26 protein-coding genes and 1 tRNA gene are annotated in these 25777 nt (G+C 66.3%); 9 read left to right on the forward strand and 18 right to left on the reverse strand.

The window, feature by feature from the left end:
* Window positions 1-12: 12 nt before the first annotated feature.
* The 3 genes from ACCD11_RS13720 to cysM form a co-directional block, all read right to left on the reverse strand.
* Window positions 13-240, reverse strand: a complete 228-nt coding sequence (locus tag ACCD11_RS13720; RefSeq protein ID WP_056586429.1) for a sulfurtransferase TusA family protein — start codon at window positions 238-240, stop codon at window positions 13-15.
* Window positions 230-805 (reverse strand): NUDIX domain-containing protein, encoded by a 576-nt coding sequence (locus tag ACCD11_RS13725; RefSeq protein WP_007830325.1) that lies wholly within the window; start codon window positions 803-805, stop codon window positions 230-232. The genes ACCD11_RS13720 and ACCD11_RS13725 overlap by 11 nt, the downstream gene beginning before the upstream one ends.
* A gap of 68 nt (window positions 806-873) precedes the next feature.
* Window positions 874-1776 (reverse strand): cysteine synthase CysM, encoded by a 903-nt coding sequence (gene cysM / locus ACCD11_RS13730; RefSeq protein ID WP_007830323.1) that lies wholly within the window; start codon window positions 1774-1776, stop codon window positions 874-876.
* 42 nt (window positions 1777-1818) lie between these two features.
* Between cysM and ACCD11_RS13735 the strand changes: the two genes are divergently transcribed.
* Window positions 1819-1903: transfer RNA gene (locus ACCD11_RS13735), tRNA-Leu, on the forward strand.
* Window positions 1904-2028: 125 nt separating this feature from the next.
* Here ACCD11_RS13735 and ACCD11_RS13740 read toward each other — a convergent pair.
* Window positions 2029-2970, reverse strand: a complete 942-nt coding sequence (locus tag ACCD11_RS13740; protein WP_413314289.1) for an NAD-dependent epimerase/dehydratase family protein — start codon at window positions 2968-2970, stop codon at window positions 2029-2031.
* 76 nt (window positions 2971-3046) lie between these two features.
* On the opposite strand from ACCD11_RS13740, the gene ACCD11_RS13745 reads away from it, so the two are divergent.
* Together ACCD11_RS13745 and ACCD11_RS13750 are read left to right on the forward strand one after the other, a co-directional pair.
* A complete protein-coding gene (locus ACCD11_RS13745) occupies window positions 3047-4111 on the forward strand; it encodes a CDP-6-deoxy-delta-3,4-glucoseen reductase (RefSeq protein ID WP_042672955.1) in 1065 nt (354 codons plus the stop codon).
* Window positions 4112-4128: 17 nt separating this feature from the next.
* Window positions 4129-5106: a Bug family tripartite tricarboxylate transporter substrate binding protein gene (locus tag ACCD11_RS13750; RefSeq protein ID WP_413314292.1), complete on the forward strand. Its 978-nt coding sequence runs from the start codon at window positions 4129-4131 to the stop codon at window positions 5104-5106.
* Here ACCD11_RS13750 and ACCD11_RS13755 read toward each other — a convergent pair.
* Complete coding sequence (locus ACCD11_RS13755; protein WP_413314294.1) at window positions 5078-5854, reverse strand: Crp/Fnr family transcriptional regulator; 777 nt, start codon at window positions 5852-5854, stop codon at window positions 5078-5080. The two genes, ACCD11_RS13750 and ACCD11_RS13755, sit on opposite strands and share 29 nt — an antisense overlap.
* A 155-nt stretch (window positions 5855-6009) precedes the next feature.
* Here ACCD11_RS13755 and ACCD11_RS13760 point away from each other — a divergent pair, with 155 nt between their 5' ends.
* Together ACCD11_RS13760 and ACCD11_RS13765 are read left to right on the forward strand one after the other, a co-directional pair.
* Window positions 6010-8205 (forward strand): molybdopterin cofactor-binding domain-containing protein, encoded by a 2196-nt coding sequence (locus tag ACCD11_RS13760; protein WP_413314295.1) that lies wholly within the window; start codon window positions 6010-6012, stop codon window positions 8203-8205.
* Window positions 8206-8216: 11 nt separating this feature from the next.
* Window positions 8217-8675 carry a (2Fe-2S)-binding protein gene (locus ACCD11_RS13765; protein ID WP_007830311.1) on the forward strand — a complete coding sequence of 153 codons (459 nt, stop codon included), beginning with the start codon at window positions 8217-8219 and terminating at the stop codon, window positions 8673-8675.
* Window positions 8676-8684: 9 nt separating this feature from the next.
* Here the strand turns inward: ACCD11_RS13765 and ACCD11_RS13770 are convergent, their stop codons facing one another.
* From ACCD11_RS13770 to ACCD11_RS13805, 8 genes are all read right to left on the reverse strand, one after another.
* Window positions 8685-9446, reverse strand: coding sequence for an ABC transporter ATP-binding protein (locus ACCD11_RS13770; RefSeq protein ID WP_042672979.1), 762 nt, complete (start codon window positions 9444-9446; stop codon window positions 8685-8687).
* Between the two features lie 16 nt (window positions 9447-9462).
* Window positions 9463-10236 (reverse strand): ABC transporter ATP-binding protein, encoded by a 774-nt coding sequence (locus tag ACCD11_RS13775; protein ID WP_007830307.1) that lies wholly within the window; start codon window positions 10234-10236, stop codon window positions 9463-9465.
* A 20-nt stretch (window positions 10237-10256) separates the two neighbouring features.
* Window positions 10257-11465, reverse strand: coding sequence for a branched-chain amino acid ABC transporter permease (locus ACCD11_RS13780; protein ID WP_413314296.1), 1209 nt, complete (start codon window positions 11463-11465; stop codon window positions 10257-10259).
* 10 nt (window positions 11466-11475) lie between these two features.
* Window positions 11476-12405: a branched-chain amino acid ABC transporter permease gene (locus ACCD11_RS13785; protein WP_007830303.1), complete on the reverse strand. Its 930-nt coding sequence runs from the start codon at window positions 12403-12405 to the stop codon at window positions 11476-11478.
* A 262-nt stretch (window positions 12406-12667) separates the two neighbouring features.
* Complete coding sequence (locus tag ACCD11_RS13790; protein WP_007830301.1) at window positions 12668-13960, reverse strand: replication-associated recombination protein A; 1293 nt, start codon at window positions 13958-13960, stop codon at window positions 12668-12670.
* A 10-nt stretch (window positions 13961-13970) separates the two neighbouring features.
* Window positions 13971-14603: an outer membrane lipoprotein chaperone LolA gene (gene lolA, locus ACCD11_RS13795; RefSeq protein WP_007830299.1), complete on the reverse strand. Its 633-nt coding sequence runs from the start codon at window positions 14601-14603 to the stop codon at window positions 13971-13973.
* A gap of 162 nt (window positions 14604-14765) precedes the next feature.
* Window positions 14766-17198: a DNA translocase FtsK gene (locus ACCD11_RS13800; RefSeq protein ID WP_413314297.1), complete on the reverse strand. Its 2433-nt coding sequence runs from the start codon at window positions 17196-17198 to the stop codon at window positions 14766-14768.
* Window positions 17199-17298: 100 nt separating this feature from the next.
* Window positions 17299-17973, reverse strand: a complete 675-nt coding sequence (locus ACCD11_RS13805; protein WP_007830295.1) for a Crp/Fnr family transcriptional regulator — start codon at window positions 17971-17973, stop codon at window positions 17299-17301.
* Between the two features lie 180 nt (window positions 17974-18153).
* Between ACCD11_RS13805 and trxB the strand changes: the two genes are divergently transcribed.
* From trxB to rpmG, 3 genes are all read left to right on the forward strand, one after another.
* Window positions 18154-19113 (forward strand): thioredoxin-disulfide reductase, encoded by a 960-nt coding sequence (gene trxB, locus ACCD11_RS13810; RefSeq protein ID WP_007830294.1) that lies wholly within the window; start codon window positions 18154-18156, stop codon window positions 19111-19113.
* Window positions 19114-19296: 183 nt separating this feature from the next.
* On the forward strand, window positions 19297-19530 hold the full coding sequence (gene rpmB / locus ACCD11_RS13815; RefSeq protein ID WP_007830293.1) for a 50S ribosomal protein L28: 234 nt from the start codon (window positions 19297-19299) through the stop codon (window positions 19528-19530).
* An 11-nt stretch (window positions 19531-19541) separates the two neighbouring features.
* The gene (rpmG, locus tag ACCD11_RS13820; protein ID WP_007830291.1) at window positions 19542-19715 is read left to right on the forward strand and encodes a 50S ribosomal protein L33; all 174 of its coding nucleotides are present in this window, start codon (window positions 19542-19544) and stop codon (window positions 19713-19715) included.
* A 176-nt stretch (window positions 19716-19891) separates the two neighbouring features.
* On the opposite strand, the gene ACCD11_RS13825 is transcribed toward rpmG, so the two are convergent.
* The 3 genes from ACCD11_RS13825 to ACCD11_RS13835 form a co-directional block, all read right to left on the reverse strand.
* Entirely contained in the window at window positions 19892-21106 is a 1215-nt protein-coding gene (locus tag ACCD11_RS13825) for a fatty acid desaturase (RefSeq protein WP_007830285.1), read from the reverse strand.
* 132 nt (window positions 21107-21238) lie between these two features.
* On the reverse strand, window positions 21239-22510 hold the full coding sequence (locus ACCD11_RS13830) for an RsmB/NOP family class I SAM-dependent RNA methyltransferase (RefSeq protein ID WP_007830283.1): 1272 nt from the start codon (window positions 22508-22510) through the stop codon (window positions 21239-21241).
* A 41-nt stretch (window positions 22511-22551) separates the two neighbouring features.
* Window positions 22552-24405 carry a M48 family metallopeptidase gene (locus ACCD11_RS13835; protein WP_007830280.1) on the reverse strand — a complete coding sequence of 618 codons (1854 nt, stop codon included), beginning with the start codon at window positions 24403-24405 and terminating at the stop codon, window positions 22552-22554.
* Between the two features lie 49 nt (window positions 24406-24454).
* Here ACCD11_RS13835 and ACCD11_RS13840 point away from each other — a divergent pair, with 49 nt between their 5' ends.
* The gene (locus ACCD11_RS13840) at window positions 24455-24688 is read left to right on the forward strand and encodes a DUF1653 domain-containing protein (protein WP_413314299.1); all 234 of its coding nucleotides are present in this window, start codon (window positions 24455-24457) and stop codon (window positions 24686-24688) included.
* Between the two features lie 69 nt (window positions 24689-24757).
* Here ACCD11_RS13840 and ACCD11_RS13845 read toward each other — a convergent pair whose 3' ends face one another.
* A complete protein-coding gene (locus ACCD11_RS13845) occupies window positions 24758-25075 on the reverse strand; it encodes an I78 family peptidase inhibitor (protein ID WP_007830276.1) in 318 nt (105 codons plus the stop codon).
* 37 nt (window positions 25076-25112) lie between these two features.
* Window positions 25113-25709: a phosphoribosylglycinamide formyltransferase gene (gene purN / locus ACCD11_RS13850; RefSeq protein WP_007830274.1), complete on the reverse strand. Its 597-nt coding sequence runs from the start codon at window positions 25707-25709 to the stop codon at window positions 25113-25115.
* Between the last annotated feature and the right edge of the window lie 68 nt (window positions 25710-25777).

The raw sequence follows: 25777 nt of genomic DNA on the forward strand, positions 1-25777 counted from the left end.
CTTTTCTTTTTGTCAGCGCCGCTTCAGCACGTGGATGAAGTCGCCGCCCACGGTTTCCTGTGCCATCAGCTCGTTGCCCGTCTGGCGTGCGAAGGCCTGAAAGTCGCGGATCGATCCTGGATCGGTCGACACCACCTTCAGCAGCTGCCCGCTCGCCATCTCGTTGAGCGACTTCTTCGCCTTGAGGATCGGCAGCGGGCAGTTCAGCCCGCGCGTGTCGAGCTCGCGATCAACTTGCATTGCCCGGCTCCGGCGGCAGGTTCAGGCCGCGGCGGCGCTCTTCGTTCTCGGCCGCGGTGAAAAACACGGGCTCATGGCCGCGCGTGCGCAGCCAGTCGGCCAGCGCGTAGCCGGTGCCAGCGGGCCAGCACTTGAGGTCGGGCAGGTCATAGAGGCGGTAATCCACCAGCTCGGGCGAAAGCTTCACCTCGCCATCGGCCACCACGTGGTACGCAATGATGATCTGGTTCATGCGCTGGAAGTCGTAGGCGCCGACGATCTTCGCGGCGCTGATGTCGAGGTTGGTTTCTTCCTTCACCTCGCGCGCAATGCCCTCCTCCGGCGTCTCGCCGGCCTCCATGAAGCCGGTGATCAGCGCAAACATCTTGCCGGGCCAGGCCGCATTGCGCGCCAGCAGCACCTGGCCGCGGTATTCGACGATGGCCGCGAGCACCGGGGTCGGGTTGTTCCAGTGCGTGTGGCCGCAGTTGGGACAGCGCAGTCGCTCCTTGGGGCCGCCGTCTTCCATCAGCGCGATCCACTCGAGGGGCGTGGCACAGACTTGGCAGAACTTGGGGTGGGGCATGAAGTCTCTTTCTTTTCTTTCCGGCCACGAACGCACCTGGATGGCGCGCTGCGGCGGTTGCCTGCCGCTTATGCGGGGAAGACGCCGGTGGAGAGATAGCGGTCGCCGCGATCGCATACGACGAACACGATGGTGGCGTTCTCCACCGTCTTCGCCACCTGGAGCGCGGCCCACAGCGCACCGGCCGCCGAGATGCCGCCGAAGATGCCCTCTTCGCGCGCAAGGCGCCGGCACATCTCTTCGGCGTCGTCCTGGCTCACGCTGATTTCTTCATCGACGCAGCTCGGGTCGTAGATCTTCGGCATGTACTCGGCAGGCCACTTGCGGATGCCGGGAATGCGCGAACCTTCGGCCGGCTGTGCGCCGATGATGCGCACTGCCGGGTTCTTCTCCTTGAGGAAGCGCGACACGCCGGTGATGGTGCCGGTGGTGCCCATGGCGCTCACGAAGTGCGTGATCTTGCCCTTGGTGTCGGCCCAGATCTCGGGGCCCGTGGTCTCGTAGTGGATGCGCGGGTTGTCGGGGTTGGCGAACTGGTCGAGCACCCGGCCCTTGCCCTGCGCCACCATCTGTTCGGCGAGATCGCGGGCGTATTCCATGCCGCCGCTCTTGGGCGTGAGCACGAGCTCGGCGCCGAAGGCCTTCATGGTCTGGGCTCGTTCGATCGAGAGGTCCTCCGGCATGATCAGCACCATGCGATAGCCCTTGATGGCAGCGGCCATGGCCAGGGCGATGCCGGTGTTGCCGGAGGTGGCTTCGATCAGGGTGTCGCCGGGCTTGATCTCGCCGCGCTCCTCTGCGCGCTTGATCATCGAAAGGGCCGGCCGGTCCTTGACCGAACCTGCGGGATTGTTGCCCTCGAGCTTGCCGAGAATCACGTTGCCGCGCTTGGCGTTTTCTGCGGCGTGGATGCGCTGCAAGGCGACCAGGGGGGTCTTGCCGATGGCGTCTTCGATCGTCGGATAATTCATGGCAGCCACTGTGCCATAATTTTGGGCTTCGTTCAGAACCCTGCCCGGGTGGTGAAATTGGTAGACGCAGGGGACTCAAAATCCCCCACCGAAAGGTGTGCCGGTTCGATTCCGGCCCCGGGCACCACACTTTTGCTCTTCCCCAGGCTTCGCGCACTTCGTGTCGCTGCGCCAACCCCCTTCCGGGGGCGACACTGGTGGCCCGGCGAAGCCGGTTCCACGGTGTCCCTGGAATGGGCCCCTTCCCCCCCTTTATCTCGGCTCGGTCTGCTCGCGCAGCCCCGTATGCACCGTCGGATGCGCCAGCCGCACCCGCAGTTCGCGCTTCAGCCGCGTGTTGTCCAGCCGGCGCGATTCCCCCATGAAACTCAGCAATTGCAGCGGCAGCTGCCGCTCGGCGTCGCCGCGCGCCACGCGCGGCGGGCGCGGCATGCCGTAGAGGTCGGCAGCCAGATCGACGTAATCGCCCATGCGCAGCTCGGTGTCGTCCGCGACATGCACGATGCGCTGCGGCTTGCCTCGAAACAACGCGGCGATACAGGCGCGCGCGAGGTCGTCGGCGTGGATGTGGCTGGTGTAGACATCGTCCTCGCGCCGCAGCACCGGCGTGCCGCGCTGCAGACGGCCGCGCGGGGTGCCGTTTTCGCGGTCAGGGGCGTAGATGCCCGGAATGCGCAGGATGCTGGCGCGCACGCCCGCGCTGCGGCCCAGCCAGCGCACGGCGCGTTCGGCATCCACGCGGCGGTGGGAGCGCGGCGTGTCGGGGCGCACGCCGCGGGTTTCGTCGACGCGGGCGCCGCCGCAATCGCCGTACACGCCGCTGGTCGAACCGTAGACGAAAGCCGAAGGCAGCGACCGCAGGCGCAATGCCCGCGCCAGCTCGGTGGTGCGCTGGTCGCGCCACCAGGCGGCACCGCCATCGCGGGCGGGCGGCGCCAGGTGCAACACCCGCGTGGCGATGCCCGCCAGCCGGTGCAGGGTGGCCGCGTCGTCCAGATTGCCCGCCAGCGGTCGGATGCCGGCAGCGCGCAGGGCGCCCACGCGGTCGGCCGACGAAGTGAGTGCCACCAGTTGCATGCGGCCGCGCAGATCGCGCGCCACGCGCTGGCCGACGTCGCCGCATCCGACGATCAGCAGGCGCTCGCGCCGGAACCGCGCTGGCAGAGCGCCGGAGGGGCTATTGATTGAAGGCAAAATCCTGTTCCTGTCCCAATTCAGTTGCTCACAGGGCTTCGTACGGCCCGCGAAGAGTTCACCTCGAAGAATACCGATGACTGCTACAGCACCGCATGAAGCGGGCTTTTCCATCCACGTCGAACCCAGTGGACGCCATTTCATGGTTCACGGCGACGAGACCATCCTCGCGGCGGGCATCCGGCAGGGCATCGGCCTTCCCTACGGCTGCAAGGACGGCGCCTGCGGCTCCTGCAAGTGCAAGAAGCTGTCGGGAGAGGTCACGCTGGGCCCCCACCAGAGCAAGGCCCTGAGCGCCGAGGAACAGCTCGCCGGCTACGTGCTGACCTGCTGTGCGCACGCCCGGAGCGATGTGGTGCTGGAATCGCGCCAGGTCACGGAGGCCGGCGCCCTGCCGATCCGCAAGATGCCGGTACGGGTGCAAGGCCTCACGCGCCTGTCGCACGACGTGATGATGGTGCGCCTGCAGTTGCCGGCCGGCGAGCCGCTGCAGTTCTACGCCGGCCAGTACGTGGAGTTCATCCTGCGCGACGGTGCGCGCCGCAGCTACTCGATGGCCAATGCGCCGCACACGCTGGGCCAGCCCGGCACGGGCATCGAACTGCACCTGCGGCACCTGCCCGGCGGCAAGTTCACCGACCATGTGTTCGGCACGATGAAGGAAAAGGAAATCCTGCGCATCGAAGGCCCCTTCGGCAGCTTCTTCCTGCGCGAGGATTCCGGCAAGCCGATGATCCTGCTGGCCTCGGGGACGGGCTTCGCGCCGATCAAGGCGCTGCTCGAGCACATGAAATTCAAGGGCATCGAGCGGCCCGCCACGCTCTACTGGGGCGGCCGGCGGCCCGAAGACCTGTACATGGACGCCTGGGTGCGCGAGCAGACGGCGCAGATGCCGAGCCTGCGCTACGTGCCCGTCATTTCCAATGCCACGCCCGAAGACAACTGGACCGGCCGCACCGGCTTCGTCCATCAGGCCGTGCTGGAAGACTTCGCCGATCTGTCGGGCTACCAGGTCTATGCCTGCGGTGCGCCCATCGTGGTCGACTCGGCCAAGCGCGATTACGTAGCGCTGGCGGGCCTGCCCGAAGAAGAATTTTTTGCCGACGCATTCACCACAGAGGCCGACAAGGCCCTTCCCTGAGACACCCCAAAAAGACAATGAAGACGAGACACTTCCTCCTCACCCTGCTCGCCGGCGTCGCGGCCCTGCTGGGCACCACCCAGGCGATGGCGCAGCAACAGCGCCCGATCCGCCTCGTCGTGCCCTACGCGGCAGGCGGCCCGATCGACAACACTGCTCGCATCCTGGCCGAGCGCGTCAAGGACACGCTCGGCCCGGTCATCATCGACAACAAGCCCGGCGCCGGCGGCAACATCGGCGCCGACATCGTGGCGAAGGCGCCCGCCGACGGCCTGACGATCGGCATCGCGGCCACCGCCACCAACGCGGTGAACCCGTGGCTCTACAGCAAGATCCCGTTCAACGCCGCAACCGACTTCGCACCGATCACGCAGATGGTCCGCGTGCCCAACGTGCTGGTGATGAATGCCGACACGGCCAAGCGCCTGAACATCAACAGCGTGGCCGACCTGATCCGCTATGCCAAGGCCAACCCGGCCAAGCTCAACTATGGCAGCGGCGGCAACGGCAGCGCCGGCCATCTCGCGGGCGAGCTGTTCAAGAAGGAAGCGGGCATCTTCGCGCTGCACATCCCGTACAACGGCGGCAACCCGGCGCAGCTGGCGCTGATCTCGGGGCAGGTCGACTTCAACTTCGACAACCTCGCCACGGCGGCGCCGAACATCCGTTCGGGCAAGCTGAAGGCCATTGCGGTGACGACCCTGCAGCGCAGCAACGCGCTGCCCGACGTGCCGCCGATCGCCGACACGCTCAAGGGCTTCTCGATCGACACGTGGTGGGGCCTGGTGGCGCCGGCCGGCACGCCGCACGACGTGGTCGTGAAGCTGAATCAGGCCTTCGTCGCCGCGCTGAATGCGCCGGAAACGAAGACCCGTTTCGCCTCGATGCTGGCCGAGCCGGTCGGCAACTCGCCCGAGCAGTTCGGCAGCTTCATGAAGAGCGAACTCGCCAAGTACGAGAAGGTGGTCAAGGCCACCGGGGCGAAGGTGGACTGACGAGGTCGTCCAGGGGCGCTGCGGCCTGCGTGTCGGTGGCCGCAGCCACGGCCGCCGCCGCTTCGGCCGCCCCGCTCTGGTACGTGCGCAGGCCTGCGAGGTCGAGCACTTCCACGCCGCCATGTTCGATGCGCAACAGGCCGTCGCGCTGTAGCGCATGCAGCGCGCGGTTGGCACGCTGGCGCGACACCGCCGACAAGAGGCCGATCTCGTCCTGGCTCAGCCGCACGAAGCGGGTGGCACGCGGATAGAGGATGGGGTCGAACAGGCTGGCCAGGCAGCGCGCCACGCGCGCGTCGGGGCCGAGCAGCCGATCGAATTCCATGAGGCCGATGAACAGGCTCAGTCGCGCATTGATGTGTAACAACAGAAACCGATTGAAGTCGATGCTGGTGGACATCAGCCGCTCGAAGCTGCGCCGCGGCACGCAAGCCACGCGCGTGGGCCGCAGCGCCACGCCGTCGTAGCGCCAGCATCCGGGGGTGAGCAACGAGCCTTCGCCGCTCCAGCCTCCAGCGGTCACGCCGGTGAAGGTTGAGACGCGCCCGTCGGGCAGCGACACCGACATCTTCAGCAGGCCATCCATCACGCCGATCCAATGATCGGCCGGCTCGCCGCGCCGCACGACGAAGCCGCCGGCCGGCACCACGCGCTCGTGCGACTCCTGGACGACGTGGTCGAGTTCGTCGTCCGTGAGCGCGCGCGCCCACAAGCTCTCGCGAAGCATGTTCTCCAACGCGTTCGACATCGCGCCTCCTGCTGTCGTCCCTCGTGACATCGCATCGGCCGATCCGTCGCAGGCGCCGGTCGGCGGGGACCGTAAGAAATGTCGTTGCAACGACATCTTCGGCGCGGCGATGGTGCCACAGTCATCCGCGTTCGCCAAACAACAAGGAGACAACGATGAAGCGTTCGAACAAGGACCCGCGCCCCGCGCGCGGACCGGACGGCGGGGATGCGCACGGCCTGCGCCGGCGCGACGTGCTGGGCTACGCCACGGCCGCACCGCTGGCATCGGCGGCGGCTGGCATCGCTGGGCTCGGTGCCCTCACGGCGCCCGCCTCCGCGGTGGCCGCACTGCTGCCCATGACCCCGCCCGACACCACCGACCTGATCGACATCGGCGACGCGGTCACGCTGACGTCCCTGCCGACCATGCCGCTGGTGAAGGTGACGAACACCGGCGACGGCCGCGTGCGCCTGGCGCTGCCGCGCCTCGAAGTGGGCCAGGGCATCGCCACGGCCAGCGCGATGATGCTGGCCGACAAGCTGCGCCTGCCGCTGAGCGCGATCGAGGTCACATCGGCCGACGCGAGCCCCGAGCTGATCTGGAACCAGCTCACCGGCGGCTCGTCGAGCGTGCGTTCGATGCATGCCGGCATGCCGACGCTGGGCGGCCTCGGCGGCCTGCTCTCGGGCTCCACGCCCTCGGTGGTCGGCCAGCGCGTGACGCGGCTCGACGCACTCGACATCGTCACCGGCCGCAAGAAGTTCACGCTCGACCAGGCGGTGCCCGGCGCCAAGCCGACGATGGTGCGGCGCCCGCCGACCATCAACGGCAAGTTCGTCGGCATCAACAACCTGAACACGGTGATGGGCATGCCGGGCGTGATCGGCGTGGTGCCGATTCCCGCCACCAACGGCATCACGCCGACGCCGCCGGGCGTGGCGGTGATGGCCGAGACCTTCGGCCAGGCCTGGGCCGCGGTGAACGCGCTCGACGTGACCTGGGGCGCCGGCCCGCTCGACGGCGAGTCGAACGCCACCATCATGAGCAAGCTGAAGTCGTCGCTGCTGCCTTTTGCGCTGCCGCCGCTGGGCGCGCTGACGGTCGAGGCCGAGTTCGAGTTCGCGCCGGCCGCGCACTGCCCGATGGAAGTCGAATGTGCGATTGCGGACGTGCGAGCGGATCGTGCCGAAATCTGGGCCGGGCTGCAGAGCCCCATCGTCACCCAGCAGGCAGTGGCCGCCGAGCTGGGCCTGCCGCTAAACAAGGTTGTCGTGCACGTGGTGCCCTCGGGCGGCTCGTTCGGGCGGCGCCTGTTCTGGGACCCGGTGCTGCAGGCGATCCAGGTGGCGAAGGCGCTGGGGCGCCCCTGCCGCCTGATGTACCACCGCACCGACGACATGCGCCACACGCGCATCCGCCCGCCGATCTACCAGAAGGCACGCGCCACGATGCTGCTGGGCCAGGTCATCGCCTTCGAGCAGCGCATCGCCAGCGTGCGACTGGACACGCGCCACGGCTTCGGCAACATGCTCGAGGCCGCCGCCATCGCACTGCCCAATGCCTTCCCGCAGACGGTGGGCAACTTCGCGATCGAGCAGGTGATGTTCAAGACCATGGTGACCTCGCCCTACAACTTCGGCGTCACGACCAAGCTGCTGACGCCGGTGCCGATGGACATGAACACCTGCTCGTACCGCTCGGTGCACATCCAGCCCGCACGGCTGGTGGAAGAGATCCTGGTCGACGAGATGGCCCGCGCCGCGGGCAAGGACCCGGTCGCCTTCCGGCTCGAGTACCTGCGCCTGCCGCGCGCCCGCGCGGTGCTCAAGGCCGTGGCGGAGGCGGCGCAGTGGGGTAAGGCGATGCCGGCGGGCTTTGCGCAGGGCGTGGGCGTGCACCAGGAGTCGAAGTCGTTCACAGCTTGCATCGTCGAGATCGACGCGCGGGTGCCGTCTGCCGCGAAGGTGGTGCGCGCCACGATCGCGATCGACGTCGGCACGCCGATCAACCCCTCGGGCATCGAGGCGCAGCTCCAGGGCGGCCTGTGCGAATCGATCGCGCTGGTGCTGTCGGCGGGGCTGCACATCCAGAACGGCCTGCCGCTGGAAGGCAGCTACTCGCAGTACCACTTCTCGCGCATGAAGCACTACCCGAAGGACGTGAAGGTCATCATCCTGCCGGCCAACGGCGAGGCCATCGGCGGGCTGGGCGAGGTCGGCCTGTCGGCGAGCTCGGGCGCCATCGCCAATGCCTACGCGCGCGCCACCGGCATCAAGCCGCGCAGCTTCCCGCTGAGCTTTCCGGTCGACTTCACGCCGATCCCGCCGGGCAAGCTGCCCACGCCCGTCAACGTTCCGATCCCCGCCTGAGGAGACCCGCCATGCCTGTGCAATCTTTCAAGGTGAACGGCCAGAACGTGGACGTCGAGGCGCCCGACGACCTGGCGCTGCTGTGGGTGCTGCGTGACAAGCTCGGCATCACCGGCCCGAAGTACGGCTGCGGCATCAACGTGTGCAAGGCCTGCACCTGCCACGTCGACGGCAAGGCCGTGACGACCTGCTCGGTGCGCGTGTCCGACGTGCGCGGCCGCCAGGTGACGACCATCGAGGGCCTGGCCAACGGCAACACGCTGCACCCGGTGCAGCAGGCCTGGATGAACCTCGACGTGCCTCAATGCGGCTTCTGTCAGCCGGGGCAGATCATGGCGGCGGTGGACCTGCTGCGCCGCACGCGCAACCCGACGGACGCCGACATCGACGCCATCGAGAACGTGTGCCGCTGCGGCACCTACGGCCGCATCCGCGAGGCCATCAAGGCTGCGGCGGCGGCAATGGGGTAGGAGGCTTGCTTATTCGCCCAGGTAGGCGGCCCGCACGCGCGGGTCGCTCAGCAGGGCCTTGGCTTCACCGTTCATGGTGATCAGGCCTGACTCCATCACGTAGCCGCGGTCGGCCAGCTGCAGCGCGCGGTTGGCGTTCTGCTCGACCAGCAGGATGGTCACGCCCTGCGAGGCCACGGTCTGCACCACCTCGAAGATCTTGTCGCACATGATCGGCGACAGGCCCATCGTCGGCTCGTCGAGCAGCAGCACCTTGGGGCGAGCCATCAGCGCGCGGCCCATGGCCAGCATCTGCTGCTCGCCGCCCGACATCGTGCCGGCCAGCTGGTCCTTGCGCTCGCGCAGGCGCGGGAAGGTGACGAACACGCGCTCCATGTCGCTCGCGATGGCGGCCTTGTCCTTGCGGATGTAGGCGCCGATCTGCAGGTTCTCGGTGATGGTCATGCGCGTGAACACGCCACGGCCTTCGGGCACCATCACGAGGCCCTCTTCCACCAGGTCCCACGCACCGCGGCCCTTGATGCTGCGGCCCAGGAATTCGATGTTGCCGGCTCCGGCCGGCAGCGTGCCGGTGATGGCCTTCATGGTGGTGGTCTTGCCGGCGCCGTTGGAGCCGATCAGCGACACCAGTTCGCCTTCGCGCACTTCGAAGTCCACGCCCTTCACGGCCTGGATGCCGCCGTAGCCTACCCTCAGGCCGGTGACCTTCAGCAGCGTCTTGCCGGCCGCCTTGGCTTGCGCGGCGGTGGACGAGGTTTCTTGTTCGCTCATGATTGCGGTGCTCATGTCAGTGGCCTCCGGTGCCGAGGTAGGCCTCGATCACCTTCTCGTTCTTCTGCACGTCCACCGGGGTGCCTTCGGCAATCTGCTTGCCGTAGTCCAGCACGGTGACGCGGTCGCACAGGCCCATGATGAGCTTGACGTCGTGTTCGATGATCAGGATGGTGCGGTTGTCGCGGCGAATGCGGTCGATCAGCTCGCGCAGCGCGACCTTCTCGGTGGAGTTCATGCCGGCGGCCGGCTCGTCGAGCGCAATGAGCTGCGGGTCGGTGGCCAGTGCGCGGGCGATCTCCAGGCGGCGCTGGTCGCCGTACGACAGCGTGCGCGCCTTGTAGTCGGCAAATTTGCCGATGCCGACGTAGTCGAGCAGTTCATGCGCGCGGTCGGCAATGGCCTTTTCCTCGGCCTTGAAGCCGCCGGTGCGGAACATCGCGCCGAGCACGCCCGAGTGCGTGCGGATGTGGCGCCCGACCATCACGTTCTCCAGCGCCGTCATTTCGGCGAAGAGGCGGATGTTCTGGAAGGTGCGCGCAATGCCTGCCTTGGCCACTTCGTGCACGGCCGTCGGCTGGTAGGGCTTGCCGGCCAGCTCGAAGGTGCCGCTGTCGGGCGTGTACAGCCCGGTGATCACGTTGAAGAAGGTGGTCTTGCCAGCGCCGTTCGGGCCGATCAGGCCGTAGACCTGGCCGCGCTTGATGGTGATGCCCACGTCGGAGAGGGCCTGCAGCCCGCCGAAGCGTTTGGAAATGCCGCGGACGTCGAGGATGGTGTCTGTCGTCATGTTGATTTTTCCTTCGGCGTTCAGGGATTGATCGACATGGGACGCGAAGCCGCACCCGGCAATTCGTCGGCGGGCGTATCGACGCCCGGCGCATGCGTTTGCAGCGATCCGGGGGCCACGGCCGCGTGGGCCGGGTCGACGGGCACTGCGCCCTTCCTGGTCAGCGTCTTGCCGTGTTCCGGCGAGGGCCAGAGGCCGCGCGGACGCACCAGCATGATGACGATCATGGCCAGCGCGATGAACAGCTGGCGCAGGATGGAGGCGTCGAGGCGGCCGTCGGTCAGCGACTGCAGCGGACCGGCGACATAGCGCAGCACTTCGGGCAGTGCGGCCAGCAGCACGGCACCGAGGACGACGCCGGGCAGGTGCCCGATGCCGCCGAGCACCACCATCGCGACGATCATCACCGACTCCATCAGGCTGAAGGACTCGGGCGACACGAAGCCCTGGAAGGCCGCGAACATCGCGCCCGACACGCCGCCGAAGCTGGCGCCCATGCCGAAGGCCAGCAGCTTCATGTTGCGGGTGTTGATGCCCATTGCCTTGGCCGCGATCTCGTCTTCGCGGATGGCCATCCAGGCACGGCCGACGCGCGAAGTCTGCAGGCGGTGTGAAATGATGATCGTGGCGATCACCAGCGCCAGGAACAGGTAGTAGTACAGCGAGACCGAGGAGATCGAAAAGCCGTCGAACTTCCATGCCTTGCCGAGGTCGAGGCCCCAGAACTTGATGGAGTCGATGGCGGTGATGCCCTTCGGACCGTTGGTGATGTTCACTGGCTGGTCGAGGTTGTTCAGGAACACGCGGATGATTTCGCCGAAGCCGAGCGTGACGATGGCGAGGTAGTCGCCGCGCAGCTTGAGCGTGGGGGCGCCGAGCAGCACGCCCAGGCAACCGGCCACCGCAAGGGCCAGCGGAATCACGATCAGCAGCGAGGTGTGCAGCCCGTTCGGGAACATCTGTGCGAACCACGGGAAGGTCTCGCTCAGGTGCGACGAGCCCATCAGCGCGTACAGGTAGGCCCCGATCGCGAAGAAGGCCACGTAGCCCAGGTCGAGCAGGCCGGCATAGCCGACCACGATGTTCAGGCCCAGTGCCAGCATCACGTAGAGCAATGCGATGTCGGCGATGCGCACCCAGGCGTTGCCCTGCATCTGCAGCAGCAGGGGCAGTGCGAGCACGGCGACGATGCCGATGATGTAGAAGGCGAGGTTCTTGCTGTTTTTCATGGCTCGTTCCTCAGGCACGGTCCGCCACGCGTTCGCCGAGCAGGCCGGACGGACGCAGCGTGAGCATGACGATCAGCACGATGAACGCGAAGATGTCGCTGTAGTTGCTGCCGAGCACGCCGCCCGTCAGCGTCCCGATGTAGCCCGAGCCGATGGCTTCGATGAGGCCCAGCAGGATGCCGCCGACCACCGCACCGGCGAGGTTGCCGATGCCGCCGAACACGGCCGCAGTGAAGGCCTTGAGGCCGGGCAGGAAGCCCATCGCGTGCTGCGCGATGCCGTAGTTCGACGCGTACATCACACCGGCAATGGCTGCGAGCACGGCACCGATGATGAAGGTGGCCGAGATCACCATGTCGGGCCGGATGCCCATGAGTGCCGCCACACGCGGGTTCTCCGCGGTGGCGCGCATCGCGCGGCCGAGCTTGGTGTAATTGACCAGCCACATCAGCACCACGAGCGAGAACGCCGTGACGCTGAGGATCATGACCTGCGTCGGCGAGATCACCGCGCCGCCCACATGGATGGGATCGGTGGGCAGGAGATTGGGATAGGCCTTGTTGGTCGGCTTCCAGATGATCATTGCCAGCGTCTGCAGCAGGATCGACATGCCGATGGCCGTGATCAGCGGCGCGAGCTTGGGACTGTTGCGCAGTGGCCGGTAGGCCACCTTCTCGATCACGAAGTTGAGGGTTGCCGCGACGACGCAGGCAATGATCAACGCGATGAGGAGGATCAGCCAGCCCGGTGTGTTGGGCATACCGTCCTTCATGAGCCCGATGATGGTCCAGCTCGTCAGCGCCCCCACCATCAGCACTTCTCCGTGCGCGAAGTTGATCAGATTGATGATGCCGTACACCATGGTGTAGCCCAAGGCTATCAAGGCATACATGCTGCCCAGTACCAGACCGTTGATGATCTGCTGCAGCAAAATGTCCATAACGCGATTTCCTATGTGTTGCACCGTTGCGGGGTGCCATTCACCCGCCGGGCACCGGTTTGGCGCCCCTGGGTTGACAAGCAAAAAACCAGCCAACATGTGTCGCCGGCGGATTTGTGGGCGGGATTGTAGTCATGCACCAGCGTCGATTTGGTGCGCGGCGACCGGGGTTTACCCGCTCACGTCATGCTGTATGCGCGTGGGGCCATGCACGCTTTGCAAGCGTGCTGCAAGCGTGCTGCAAGCGTGCTGCAAGCAAGTATCAGCCGTTGCCTTCGGCGTTCCGGCGGCGCAGATCGCGCAGCTTTTCCGCGATGCGAATCTCGAGTCCACGCTCGACGGGCTCGTAGAAGACCTGGCCTTCCAGCCCCTGCGGAAGGTAGCGCTCGCCGGCGGCGAAACCGCCCTCCTCGTCGTGCGCATAGCGGTAGCCCTTGCCGTAGTCGAGCTCTTTCATGAGCTTGGTGGGCGCATTTCGCAGGTGCATGGGCACGGGTCGCGTGCTGTCCGTCTTCACGAGGGCGCGCACCGCGTTGTAGGCCTTGTAGACGGCGTTCGACTTGGGAGCGATGGCGAGATAGACCACGCACTCGGCCAGCGCCAGTTCGCCCTCGGGGGTACCCAGCCGCTCATAGACCTCTGCCGCATCGAGCGCCAGGCGCAGCGCGCGCGGATCGGCCAGGCCGATGTCTTCGCTGGCCATGCGCACCAGCCGGCGCGCCATGTAGCGCGGATCGGCGCCGCCGTCGAGCATGCGCACGAACCAGTAGAGCGCGGCGTCGGGGTCGCTGCCGCGCACGGATTTGTGCAGTGCGCTGATGGTGTCGTAGAACTGTTCGCCGCCCTTGTCGTAGCGCCGCATGCGCTCGCCGAGCACCCGCAGCAGCCACTCGTCGGTGATGTGGTCGAGCTTTTCGGCGCGGGCCGCGACCGCGAGTGTTTCGAGGGTGTTGAGCAGCCGGCGCGCATCGCCGTCGGCATAGGCCACGAGGCGATCGACCGCCGCGGCGTCGATGGCGGGCACGGCCTGGATGGCCTGCGCGCGCGCCACGATCTGCTTGAGGTCGTCTTCGCCGAGCGACTGCAGCACATACACGGCGGCGCGCGAAAGCAACGCCGAGTTGACCTCGAACGAAGGGTTCTCGGTGGTCGCGCCGATGAAGGTGAAGAGGCCCGACTCCACATGCGGCAGGAAGGCGTCCTGCTGGCTCTTATTGAAGCGGTGCACCTCGTCCACGAAGACGATGGTGCGCTGCTGCTCCAGTCCGTCGCGCGCGGCAGTGGCCCGCTCTACCGCTTCGCGGATGTCCTTCACGCCGCCGAGCACCGCGCTGATGCTCAGGAACTGCGCGTCGAACGCATCGGCCATGAGCCGCGCGATGGTGGTCTTGCCGGTGCCCGGCGGCCCCCAGAGGATGCAGGAATGCGGCTGGCCCGATTCGAACGCGATTCGCAGCGGCATGCCCGGGCCGAGCAGGTGCTGCTGGCCGATGACCTCGCCCAGCGTCCTGGGACGCAGGCGCTCGGCAAGGGGTTGGTGGGCGGTGGTGGCCAAGCCTGTGGGTTTATTGCTTGACGACGTCTGCGCCGGCCGGCGGCTTGAAGTCGAACACGCTCGCCGGCAGCGAAGGATTCACCTCGACCTTGCCGAACTTGAGCACCGAGCGCTGGCCAAAGCTGTCGAGGATTTCGAGCGCTGCCAGCGCCTCGCCCTGAAAGCCGACCTGAACGCTCTGCAGCTGGCCGTCCTTGTTTTTCGGCGTGGCCTTGACCCATTGCAGGCCATCGCGCTCCGGCGCGGCCTCGAGAGTGAAATCGGCCTGCAGGGCCTTCAGGTCGGGCGCCGCGGCGATCAGCGCCGCCGGCGTGGAGCCCAGCGCCTGCGCCTGCGCGCGCTGCGTGACCTGGTTCAGGTCGGCGTCGTAGAGCCACAGCGTCTTGCCGTCGGCCACGATGACCTGCGCAAAGGGCTTCTGGTAGTCGAACTTGAATTTGCCGGGGCGCTGGAATTCGAAGGTGCCGCTCGAGGTCTTGGTGCGGCCCGGTTGCCCTTCGCGCGCCGGGGCGGTCACGGTCTGGGTGAAATCGGCGCGGCCGGACTTGACCGTCCTGACGAAGGTTTCAAGGCTTTCGAGCCCGCCGGCCCAGGCGTTGGCGGAACTCAGGAGGCCGATCAACAGCCAATGACGCAATTTCAATTTGGATTCCTCGCTTGGAAAAGCTGTGGCATTGGCATCGACCCTAACCGCCGCGAATTGCGGCAGCAGCAGGGCTTCATGAAGATTTGCAATGCCGATGGGCGTTTTTGCAAATTGCCTTTCAGCACGTAACCTGAATCTTGAGAACCACAGCGCGGCGAATTACTCTGCCGCGCGCGCGGGCACCAGAATTTCGCGCTGGCCGCTGCCACTCATCGCACTGACCAGGCCGGCCTTTTCCATGTCCTCGACGAGGCGCGCGGCGCGGTTGTAGCCGATCTTCAGGTGGCGCTGCACCAGCGAGATGCTGGCCTTGCGGTTCTTGAGCACGACTTCGACCGCCTGGTCGTACATCGGGTCTTTCTCGCCGTCGCCACTGCCCAGCAGGTCGCCTTCACCGTCGCCATCGACCGTGCCGCCTTCGAGCACGCCCTCGATGTAGTCGGGCTCGCCCTGGCTCTTGAGGTAGGCCACCACGCGGTGCACTTCCTCGTCGCTGACGAAGGCGCCGTGGACGCGGATCGGCAGGCCCGTACCGCTGGGCATGTAGAGCATGTCGCCCATGCCCAGCAGCGCCTCGGCTCCCATCTGGTCGAGGATGGTGCGGCTGTCGATCTTGCTCGACACCTGGAACGCAATGCGGGTCGGGATGTTGGCCTTGATGAGGCCGGTGATCACGTCGACGCTCGGGCGCTGGGTGGCAAGAATGAGGTGGATGCCGGCGGCACGCGCCTTCTGCGCGAGACGGGCGATCAGCTCTTCGATCTTCTTGCCGACCACCATCATCAGGTCGGCCAGCTCGTCGATGACCACGACGATGTGCGGTTCGCGCCGCAGCGGCTCCGGATCGTCCGGCGTGAGGCTGAAGGGGTTGTAGATGAACTCCTCGCGCGCCTTGGCTTCGTCGATCTTGGTGTTGTAGCCGGCCAGGTTGCGCACGCCGAGCTTGCTCATGAGCTTGTAGCGGCGCTCCATCTCGGCCACGCACCAGTTCAGGCCGTGCGCCGCCTGGCGCATGTCGGTGACCACGGGCGCCAGCAGGTGCGGGATACCTTCGTAGACCGACATTTCGAGCATCTTCGGGTCGATCATCAGCAGGCGGACGTCGCGTGCCTCGGCCTTGTAGAGCAGCGACAGGATCATCGCGTTGATGCCCACCGACTTGCCCGAACCGGTGGTACCGGCCACCAGCACGTGCGGCATCTTCGCGAGGTCGGCCACCACCGGGTTGCCGATGATGTCCTTGCCGAGGCCCATGGTGAGCATCGACTTGCCTTCGTTGTAGATCTGCGAGCCCAGGATTTCGCTGAGCTTGATCGACTGGCGCTTGGCGTTCGGCAGCTCGAGCGCCATGTAGTTCTTGCCCGGGATCGTCTCGACCACGCGGATCGACACCAGCGAGAGCGAGCGTGCGAGGTCCTTGGCAAGACCCAGGATCTGCGAGCCCTTGACGCCCGTGGCGGGCTCGATCTCGTAGCGCGTGATGACGGGACCGGGCGAAGCGAGCACCACGCGCACCTCGACGCCGAAGTCCTTGAGCTTCTTCTCGATCATGCGCGAGGTCATCTCGAGCGTGTCGGCCGACACTGTTTCCTGGCGCGCCTGCGCAGCGTCGAGCAGGTCGACCTGCGGCAGCTTGCTGTCGGGCAGTTCCTTGAAGAGCGGTTTCTGGCGCTCCTTGACGACGCGGTCGCTCCTGGGCACTTCGGTCATCGCGGGCTCGATCTGCACCGGCGGCGATGGCGGGCGGCGCTTGGGGCGCGGCTCGATATGGATTTCGTCCTCGTCGTCGAAGGCGCCACCTGACGACGAAACCAGCGAGGGCTCCGCCCTGGCCGCGCCGTCGCGCGTGAACGCTGGTTCGTCGGCCTCGGCACGCTCGCGGGCGGCCTGCTTGCCCATGGCGATGTCGGCTGCCATTTCGCGTTTCTCGCGACGCGACTCGAACAGCGAGTAGGCACGCGCGCCGATGCGCTCGGCGATCAGGCTCCAGGAGAAACGGAACACCAGCGCCGAGCCGATCACGCCGCCGGCGATGGCCACCAGCGCCGATCCAGTGAAGCCCATCCAGCGCACGCTGGCCGGCCCCACGAGATAGCCCAGCGCGCCGCCGCCGGAACCCGGCAGATGCGCCTCGAGCCGGTACAGGCGCGACCATTCGAGCATGGTGCTTGCGCACAGCAGCAGGACGAGGCCAAACCAGAAGGCAAGACGGCTGCGATTGAAGCGCCCACGCGGCGCCGGTTGCTCGGCGGATGCAGGCTCGCCGCCGCGCAGCCAGTTGGCCAGCGAAGAGAGCCATGCGCGCAGTCCGGCGAAAAGGCACCACCACACGGAATAGCCGGCAAGGTAATAGCTGCCATCGGCCAGCCAGGCGCCGATGCGGCCGCCCCAGTTCTTGATTTCTCCCCCTGTGCCCGAGGTCGACCAGGCGGCGTCCGAAGGCGTGAAGCTCAGCATCGCGAGCAGCCAGAACAACAGCGCCGCGAATCCTGCGATCAGCGTGATCTCATGGGCGAAGCGCATGGCGCGCATGCGCACGGGTTGCCCCTCGGCGGCGGAAGAAGATTGAAGCGTATTGAGCGAATAGGTCATGAAAAACACGGCGCCCGGCCCGGAAAAGCGGGGGCCGGAAGCACGAACACTACAACAAAAGGCCAGGACCGCCGGCAGCGGCGGACCCGGCCCTGGAGGTTCAAGCCAACGACAGGAGCCGTTCCTTGACGATCATCGACCCGTCATCCAGGGTTTGCACGAAACCTCGCTCTTCGAGGTCCTTCATCACACGGCTGACCATTTCGCGTGAAGCGCCCACCATCTTGGCCAGGTCCTGGCGGGAAATCTTGTCGCGCACCTTGAGATTGCCTGCGCCGTCCTCGACGGCGAACTCGAGCAGCGAGCGGGCCACGCGGCCGTAGACGTCCATCAGCGCCAGCGACTCGATCTTGCGGTCGGCATGGCGCAGGCGCTGCACCAGGCCACGCATGATGTTGTAGGCCATCGAGGAGTTCTCGGGCAGGCAGCGCGCGAAAGCGTCGCGTCCCAGCATGAGCACGTCGCACTGGATTTCGGTGCGCACCGTGGCCGAGTGCGGCTCGTCGTCGATGAGACTCATCTCGCCCAGGTAGTCGCCGGGGTGCAGCGTGGCGAGGATGACCTCGCGCCCGCGGCTGTCGGCGCTGGTGACGCGTGCGCGGCCGGTCAGGATGATGTAGAGCGCATCGGACTTCTTGCCCTGCTCCACCACGACCTCCGCGCGCTTGAAGCGCTTCTTGATGATCGCGTCCGCGATGCTGGCGGACTGCGTGGCCGTCAGCGACGCGAACAGCGGAACGCGCCGAAGCAATTCGAGGTTGGAAAGCATCGACATTTATCAATCCCTGATACAGCGCGCAGAGCAGTCCGAAGAGCAAGCCGATGGATTACTACAATCGCGCGCATTGAAAACACCGTTTACCCGGTGTTGAACCGGGCAGTGATACTCCATATATATCGCTACCACCCTGAAAATGTACACGCTGAAGCAGCGTATATCTTAGGTTTTCTACTCATGTCCGCTCCTCGACACGCCAAGGTTTTGATTCTCGGCTCCGGCCCGGCCGGCTATACCGCAGCCGTCTACGCAGCCCGCGCAAACCTTCAGCCCCTGCTCATCACCGGCATCGCCCAGGGCGGGCAATTGATGACCACCACCGAGGTCGACAACTGGCCGGCCGACGTCCACGGCGTGCAAGGCCCCGACCTGATGCAGCGCTTCCTGGAGCACGCCGAGCGCTTCAAGACGCAGATCGTTTTCGACCACATCAACAAGGTCGACCTGGGCAAGCGCCCCTTCACCCTCACCGGCGACAGCGGCACCTACACCTGCGACTCGCTGATCATCGCCACGGGTGCTTCCGCGAAGTACCTGGGCATCGATTCCGAACAGAAGTTCATGGGCCGCGGCGTCTCCGCCTGCGCGACCTGCGACGGCTTCTTCTACCGCGAGCAGGAGGTCTGCGTGATCGGAGGCGGCAACACCGCTGTCGAAGAAGCGCTCTACCTCGCCAACATCGCGAACAAGGTGACGCTGGTGCATCGCCGCGACAAGTTCCGCGCCGAACCCATCCTTATCGACAAGCTCAACGAGAAGGTCGCCGAAGGCAAGATCGTGCTGAAGCTGCACAACGAACTCGACCAGGTGCTCGGCGACGACTCGGGCGTGACGGGCATCCGGATCAAGAACACACAGAGCGGAGCCACCGAGCAGATCGACCTCAAGGGCTGCTTCATTGCCATCGGGCACCATCCCAACACCGACATCTTCCAGGGCCAGCTGGAGATGAAGGACAACTACATCCTGACCCGCTCGGGCCTGCAGGGCTTCGCCACGATGACCAGCATTCCGGGCGTCTTTGCCGCCGGCGACGTGCAGGACAACGTGTACCGCCAGGCCATCACGAGCGCGGGCACCGGCTGCATGGCGGCACTCGACGCTCAGCGATTCCTGGAGCAGGACGGCACGCTGTAACCGGTGCGGGCCCCAAAAGGGCTATAATCCAAGGCTTTGCCGAAACAGGGCCCTCTCATGGGGATTCCTGGCATACAGGCAAAGCCGGGGTACCGCCACCCGTTTTCTGGCGAGGTCAAGCTGCAAAACACCTGCAATCGCCACGATTGCGCCGGTGCCAGCTGTTCAAGAAAGAGTGTCCACATGGCACGCGTATGCGACGTAACGGGCAAAGGCCCGATGGTCGGAAACAACGTTTCCCACGCCAACAACAAAACCAAGCGCCGGTTCCTGCCGAACCTGCAATACCGCCGTTTCTGGGTCGAGACTGAAAACCGCTGGGTTCGCCTGCGCGTTTCGAGCGCTGCACTGCGCCTGATCGACAAGAACGGTATCGACGCCGTGCTCGCAGACCTGCGCGCACGCGGCCAAGCTTAAGGAGCTGAAACATGGCAACGAGCAAAGGCGGACGCGAAAAGATCAAGCTGGAATCCACCGCGGGTACCGGCCACTTCTACACGACCAGCAAGAACAAGAAGACGATGCCTGAAAAGATGTCGATCATGAAGTTCGACCCGAAGGCGCGCAAGCACGTCGAATACAAGGAAATCAAGCTGAAGTAATTCGGCCCTCTGGTTCTCCCAAACAAAAAACCCGCTGCTTACCCAGCGGGTTTTTTGTTGCCTGCAGTTTTCGCTCTCGCCCTCCCCTCATCGGAAATGCGGAGCATGCCGCAAGAAACGACAGGCGTAAAAAAGCCGGCAATCAAGCCGGCCTTTTGATTGGCGCGTGGCTCGCGTCAGGCGCGTGCAGCGCGCAGGCGGGTCGAGAAGTCGCGCAGGCCGGCAATGCCGCTGGCTTCCGCCCGGTGGCACCAAGCTGCCAGATCGGCTGCCAGCTGCTCGCGCGACTGGGAGGTGTTCAGCCACAGCTGGCGCAACTCTTCGCGCATCGTGGCCATCTTGTCGAGCACGGGGTGGGCGGCGCGGGCCTGCACCACATGCGAACGGGCCGCGGCAGGCACCTTGTCGTCGTCGCGGTGCAGCCAGCGCTTGGCAGCCTTGAGCACCGACAGGTCGGCCCCCTTGGTCTTCAGCGCGTCCAGCTCCTGGCTGGTGGCACGGCGCATTTCGCGCGCATAGCCAGCCATGACTTCATAGCGGTTGGCGATGACGGCCTCGAGCGTCTTCTCGTTGGCCACGGGCTGGATATCACCCATCAGCATCTTCGGCGGCACCTTCTTGACCTTGGCCCAGCCGAGCTTCTGGAACACCTGGATGTAGATCCAGCCGATGTCGAACTCGTACTTCTTGACCGAGAACTTGGCCGAGGTCGGATAGGTGTGATGGTTGTTGTGCAGCTCTTCGCCACCGATGATCAGGCCCCAGGGCATGATGTTGCGGCTGGCGTCCGGCGCCTCGAAGTTGCGATAGCCCCAGTAGTGGCCGATGCCATTGATGACGCCGGCGGCGGTGATGGGGATCCAGAGCATCTGCACGGCCCACACGGCCATGCCAAGCGTGCCGAACAGCGCCAGGTTGATCACGAGCATCAAGCCCACACCCTGCCAGCTGTAGCGCGTATACAGGTTGCGCTCGATCCAGTCATCGGGCGTGCCGTGGCCGTAGCGCTCCATCGTTTCCTTGTTCTTCGACTCGGCGCGATACAGCTCGGCGCCGCGCCAGAGCACTTCGTCGATGCCCTTGACCTGCGGGCTGTGCGGGTCGTCGACGGTTTCGCACTTGGCGTGGTGCTTGCGGTGGATGGCGACCCATTCCTTCGTCACCATGCCGGTGCCGAGCCACAGCCAGAAGCGGAAGAAATGCGATGGAATCGGGCCCAGATCCATGGCCCGGTGCGTCTGCGTGCGGTGCAGGAAGATCGTGACCGCGGCAATCGTGATGTGCGTGGTGACAAGCGTGTACAGCACGACTTGCCACCATGCGAGGTCCCACAGGCCGTGTCCGAGCCATTGGATAGCCGCATTCAGGACGGCCGAGTCAGGAAGCAACATTGAGTCAGGTACTCCATGGCCACACGAAGGTGCAGCCTTTAGATAGCCCGCGATTTTAAGGCGGCAGGCCTAAAGCAAAGCCTTTAAACCTTCAAGAAAAGCGCAGATTAACCCTAGTTTGGAGTTCCGCCTCTATTTCCGGTTCCACGCCGCGGCGAAGAAACCGTCGGTCGAATGACGGTGCGGCCACAGCCGCAGGTAGCGGCGGCCGCCCTCCCCGCCGGCGCACAGCGCCTCGGAGCCCTCGACTTTCAGGCCCTGCAGCAACTCCGCCGCATCCACGGGCACGAAATCGGGGTTGGCGGCGCCGAAGGCCTCCGCAATCGCCTCGTTTTCCTCCGGCAGCACGCTGCACGTGGCATAAACCAGACGGCCGCCCGATTTCACGAGCCGCGCCGCGCTTTGCAGGATTGCCGTCTGCTTGACCGTCAGTTCCTCGACCGATTTGAGCGACTGGCGCCATTTCAGGTCAGGATTGCGCCGCAGCGTGCCCAGCCCCGAACAGGGCGCGTCGACCAGCACGCGGTCGATCTTGCCCGCCAGGCGCTTGATTCGGTCGTCGCGCTCGTGCGCGATCGCGGCCGGATGGACGTTCGAGAGCTTGCTGCGCGCCAGCCGCGGCTTGAGCGCGTCGAGGCGGTGCGCCGAGGTGTCGAAGGCATACAGCCGGCCGGTGTTGCGCATCGTCGCGCCGATGGCCAGCGTCTTGCCGCCGGCACCGGCGCAAAAATCGACCACCATCTCGCCGCGCTTGGCATCCAGCAGCAGCGCCAGCAGCTGGGAGCCTTCGTCCTGAACCTCGATGGCGCCACGGGCAAAGGCGTCCAGCTTGGTCAGTGCCGGCTTGCCGTCGATGCGCAGGCCCCAGGGCGAGAACGGGGTCGCTTCCGATTTGATAGCAGCCTTCGCAAGCTCCGCCTTCACATCCGCGCGCTTGTCGGTCAGCGCATTGACGCGCAGATCGAGCGGTGCGGGCTGCTGCAGTGCTTCGACCAGCGGCCAGAAGCCGTCGCCCAGCTGCGCCTTGAGCGGCGCCACCAACCACTCGGGCAGGTTGTGGCGATGGCGTTCCAGCAGGTCGTCCGGCTTGACGGCGTCGCAGTTGTCGAGCCAGCGCTTTTCGGTGTCGTTGAGCGCGCTCTTCAGAAAATCGCGCGGGCCATGAAAGCCCAGGATCGCCATGCGGCGCTCCTTCGAGCCACTGCCCGAGGGCGAGAGGTGATCGAACAGCAGCTTCTTGCGAAGCACGGTGTAGACGGTTTCGGCAAGCGTCGCGCGCTCGCGCGGGCCGAACTCGCGATGGTCGCGGAAGAACCGCGAAACGACCTGGTCGGCCGGGTGATCGAATTTCAGGACAAGGCCGACCAGATCGGCGGTGGCCTCCAACAGGGCTTTGGGGTGCATCCCCCGATTGTCTCAGCCGCCGCCCCGTCCAGTCCGAAGGGCTATGCGCCGCGCATCCAGACGGCTCCGAAGGCCTCCCGCTCGACGTCTTCCAGCTTGGGCGAATGGCCAGCCCACAGCACCAGCGCGGCGCCAGGCAGCGTGAGGGTCTGCTCCAGCTGGCGGCACAGGTTCCAGCGGTCTTCGTCGTCGAGCCCCGGTAGCTCGACGAACACGATATAGGCCCGGCGCCACGGGAATTCGTGCAGGTTCTTGCGCACCAGCCAGGCCCGCGAAGCAGGCAGGCAGCGCACCAGGTCGGCCCGCAGCTCGCCCAGCTCGAAATCGTTCAGGTCGTGCCGCGAGATCTGGCTGAAGACCGGCGTGCCGGTGATCTCTTCCCAAGCACGCGTCTCGGCCTCTTCCGCCTCCTTGAGACGGCCGCGCCACAGCTTCAGCGCCTCTTCATCGTGCGGCCCCGCGTCGGGATCTTCGAGCGAGGCCACGGCGCTCCTGGCCGCCCACCAGCGGCTGGCGGCGCCGGAGCCGTGCAGCCGTTCGAGCACGGCAAGGCGCGCTTCGCGATCGCTCGCCGGCAGCATCTGGGCCAGCCCGCGCAGGGCGCCGGGATGCTCCGGCGCGATCTGCAGGGCGCTCTCGTAGCGCACGCGCACGGGGGCGGCGGGATCGAGCCGCCGCTCGGAATCGGCCCACTCGACCATCTCGTCGGGCGTGTTGCGCTCGCCACGCGCGGCCAGCACGGTGATGCGCTCGCGGATGCGCGACCGGTGTGCATGGTGCTGCTTCCAGTCGGAGGCGTGGGCGCGGCGCCATTGTTGGTCGAAATGCTCGATCCATTGCTTTTCGTCGGCCAACAGCTCGAGTGCCGGGCGCATCGACCACTCGGGCATGACCGCCTTCTGGTCGAGCGCCTCCAGGCGATCCCGCAAGACGGGGTGGGTGTCTTCGAGGTCGCTGACGCGGCGCATCGCCTCGCGCAGCGCCTGGCGGGCGAAGTCTTCGCCGGGCGGCGTATGCACGCGCTTGCGCAGGGCCTCGAACGGGCCCGGAGGCTGCGGCTCATGCTCGGCGCGGGCCCAATGCCAGGGCCAGAACTCGTTGGCGTACCAGTTGCCCTTGATCGCGATCTCGGTCAGTGCAGCCGCCGCCACGGAAGCGCCCAGCAGCCGGCCCGAGATGCGGTCGGCTTCGTACTCGTCCTGGCGAGCCAGCGCGAAGGTCTTGGCCGCGAAGCGTGGGAAGTACCAGCGGAAGAAGGCCTGCGAAAACAGCGCCATCACGCCCTCGTTGCGCTGCAGGTCGGCATCGAGCTTGAGCCACGACAGGCGGGTGCGGTAGATCCAGGCGCTCAGCTTGCCGTGGTTGCCGCGCAGATGGCCGTATTCGTGCGCCAGCACCGACAGCAGCCGCCGCCGGTCGAGCATCATCATCAGCGGCAGGCCGATGCTCAGCGAGTTGACGGCGCCGCCGAACAGCCCGAAGCGCGGCACCTGCCGGATGCTGGCATTGAATTCGTCATCGAGATAGACGTGGTGGACCGGCGGCCCCTTGATCTTGCCGCGGATGCGGTCCAGCGCCTCGAAGAGTGCCGGCGCGTCGGCCCTGCGGATTTCCACGCCCTCGGGCTCGTCGAAGCGCACCCAGAGCGCGCGCAGCGTGGCCCACAGCAGCCCCAGGGCGAACAGCAGCAGCCAGCCCCGCGTGAAATTGGAGCGCGCTCCCCCGATCGAGGAAACCACCCAGACAATGATGCCCACCGAAAGCCCGAGACAGCCCAGTACCCACAGGTAGCCGAGCGCGGCAAAGGCCGCGACGCTGCGTCGATAGCGCGCACCGTCGTCCGCGCTGGCGTGCTCGCTCAGTCGAACCAGGTGAACAAAATCAGCGCGATCCATCCGACTCCCGTCAAATCAAGCCCCGACAGTTTTGAAGAAAGAAGCCCCGTTGAACGACGAAGACCTCCCGCCCCTGATCGAAACGCCCCCCGGCCGCTACCGCCACTACAAGGGTGGCGAATACGAAGTGATCGGCACCGTGCGCCACAGCGAGACGCTGGAGCCGATGACGCTGTATCGCGCCCTGTACGGCGCCCATGGCCTCTGGGTCCGGCCGGCCGCCATGTTCGGCGAAACCGTCGAGATCGACGGTACGCCCCGGCGAAGGTTCACCCCGATCTAGCCAGGCAGGCAGTGCATGCCCGCCTTGCCTGAATGAACTGCTACATTTTTCGTAGCAATTCCGGTTCCATCAACCGCAGCGGACGTCCGTCACGCGGCTGCGGGCGTCGACGTCGAGATTGAGCCGACCGCCATTGAGTTCTGTCGTGGCCGCGTCGCCGGGCTTCAGCACGCGCACCGTGCCGGCGGCTGCACGCACGCGGGCGGCGGCTTCGAGCTGGGGCGTCAGCGGCTGGCCCACGGCAAAGCGGGCGCCATCGGCGTTGCACTGGTAGACCGGTTCAGGCGGCGGCGCAGCAGGTGCCGGGGCGGGCGCGGGCGCCGGAGCGGCACAGGCCGCCATCAGGGCGGCGCTGGCAACGGCCAGCAGCAACGATTGGGTTTTCACTTTCTAAGCTCCCGAAAACCCGCGAATATAAACAACTTTACCGATTGTGACTCGATGTATCTGCCAGCCACCCGGCAATAGCACACGGATACAACAGATGCTCCTGCGCCAGCACCCGCCCGGCCAGGGTGACCGCCGTGTCGTCGGGCAGCACGGGCACGACGGCCTGGGCCAGGATCGGTCCGTGGTCAAGCTCGGTGGTCACCTGATGGACCGTCACGCCCGCCACCTTGCAGCCCGCCTCGATGGCGCGCTGGTGCGTATGGAGTCCCGGGAACGCCGGCAGCAGCGAGGGATGGATGTTCACCAGCCGGCCGGCGTAGCGTTCGACGAAGCCCGGCGTCAGGATGCGCATGAACCCCGCCAGCACCACCAGGGCCGGCGCGTAGCCGTCGACCGCCGTCGCCAGCGCTGCGTCGAAGGCTTCGCGGGTGGCGAAGTCCTTGTGCGGGATGACTGCGGTGTCGATGCCGTGCGCCTTGGCGATTGCCAGTCCGCCGGCCTCGGCCTTGTTGCTCACCACGGCGGCGATGCGTGCGCCGAAGCGCTCGGCCCAGCGGTCGCGCTCGGCGGCGCGCACGATGGCTGCCATGTTGGAGCCGCCGCCGGAGATCAGGATCACGATGTTCTTCATGGGAAGGCGGGATTATCTGTGCCCACGCTTGTCGCGGCGCGGACACCGTTTCACAGCACGACCGTGCT

Source organism: Variovorax sp. Varisp36 (assembly GCF_047304235.1).
GTDB lineage: Bacteria > Pseudomonadota > Gammaproteobacteria > Burkholderiales > Burkholderiaceae_C > Variovorax.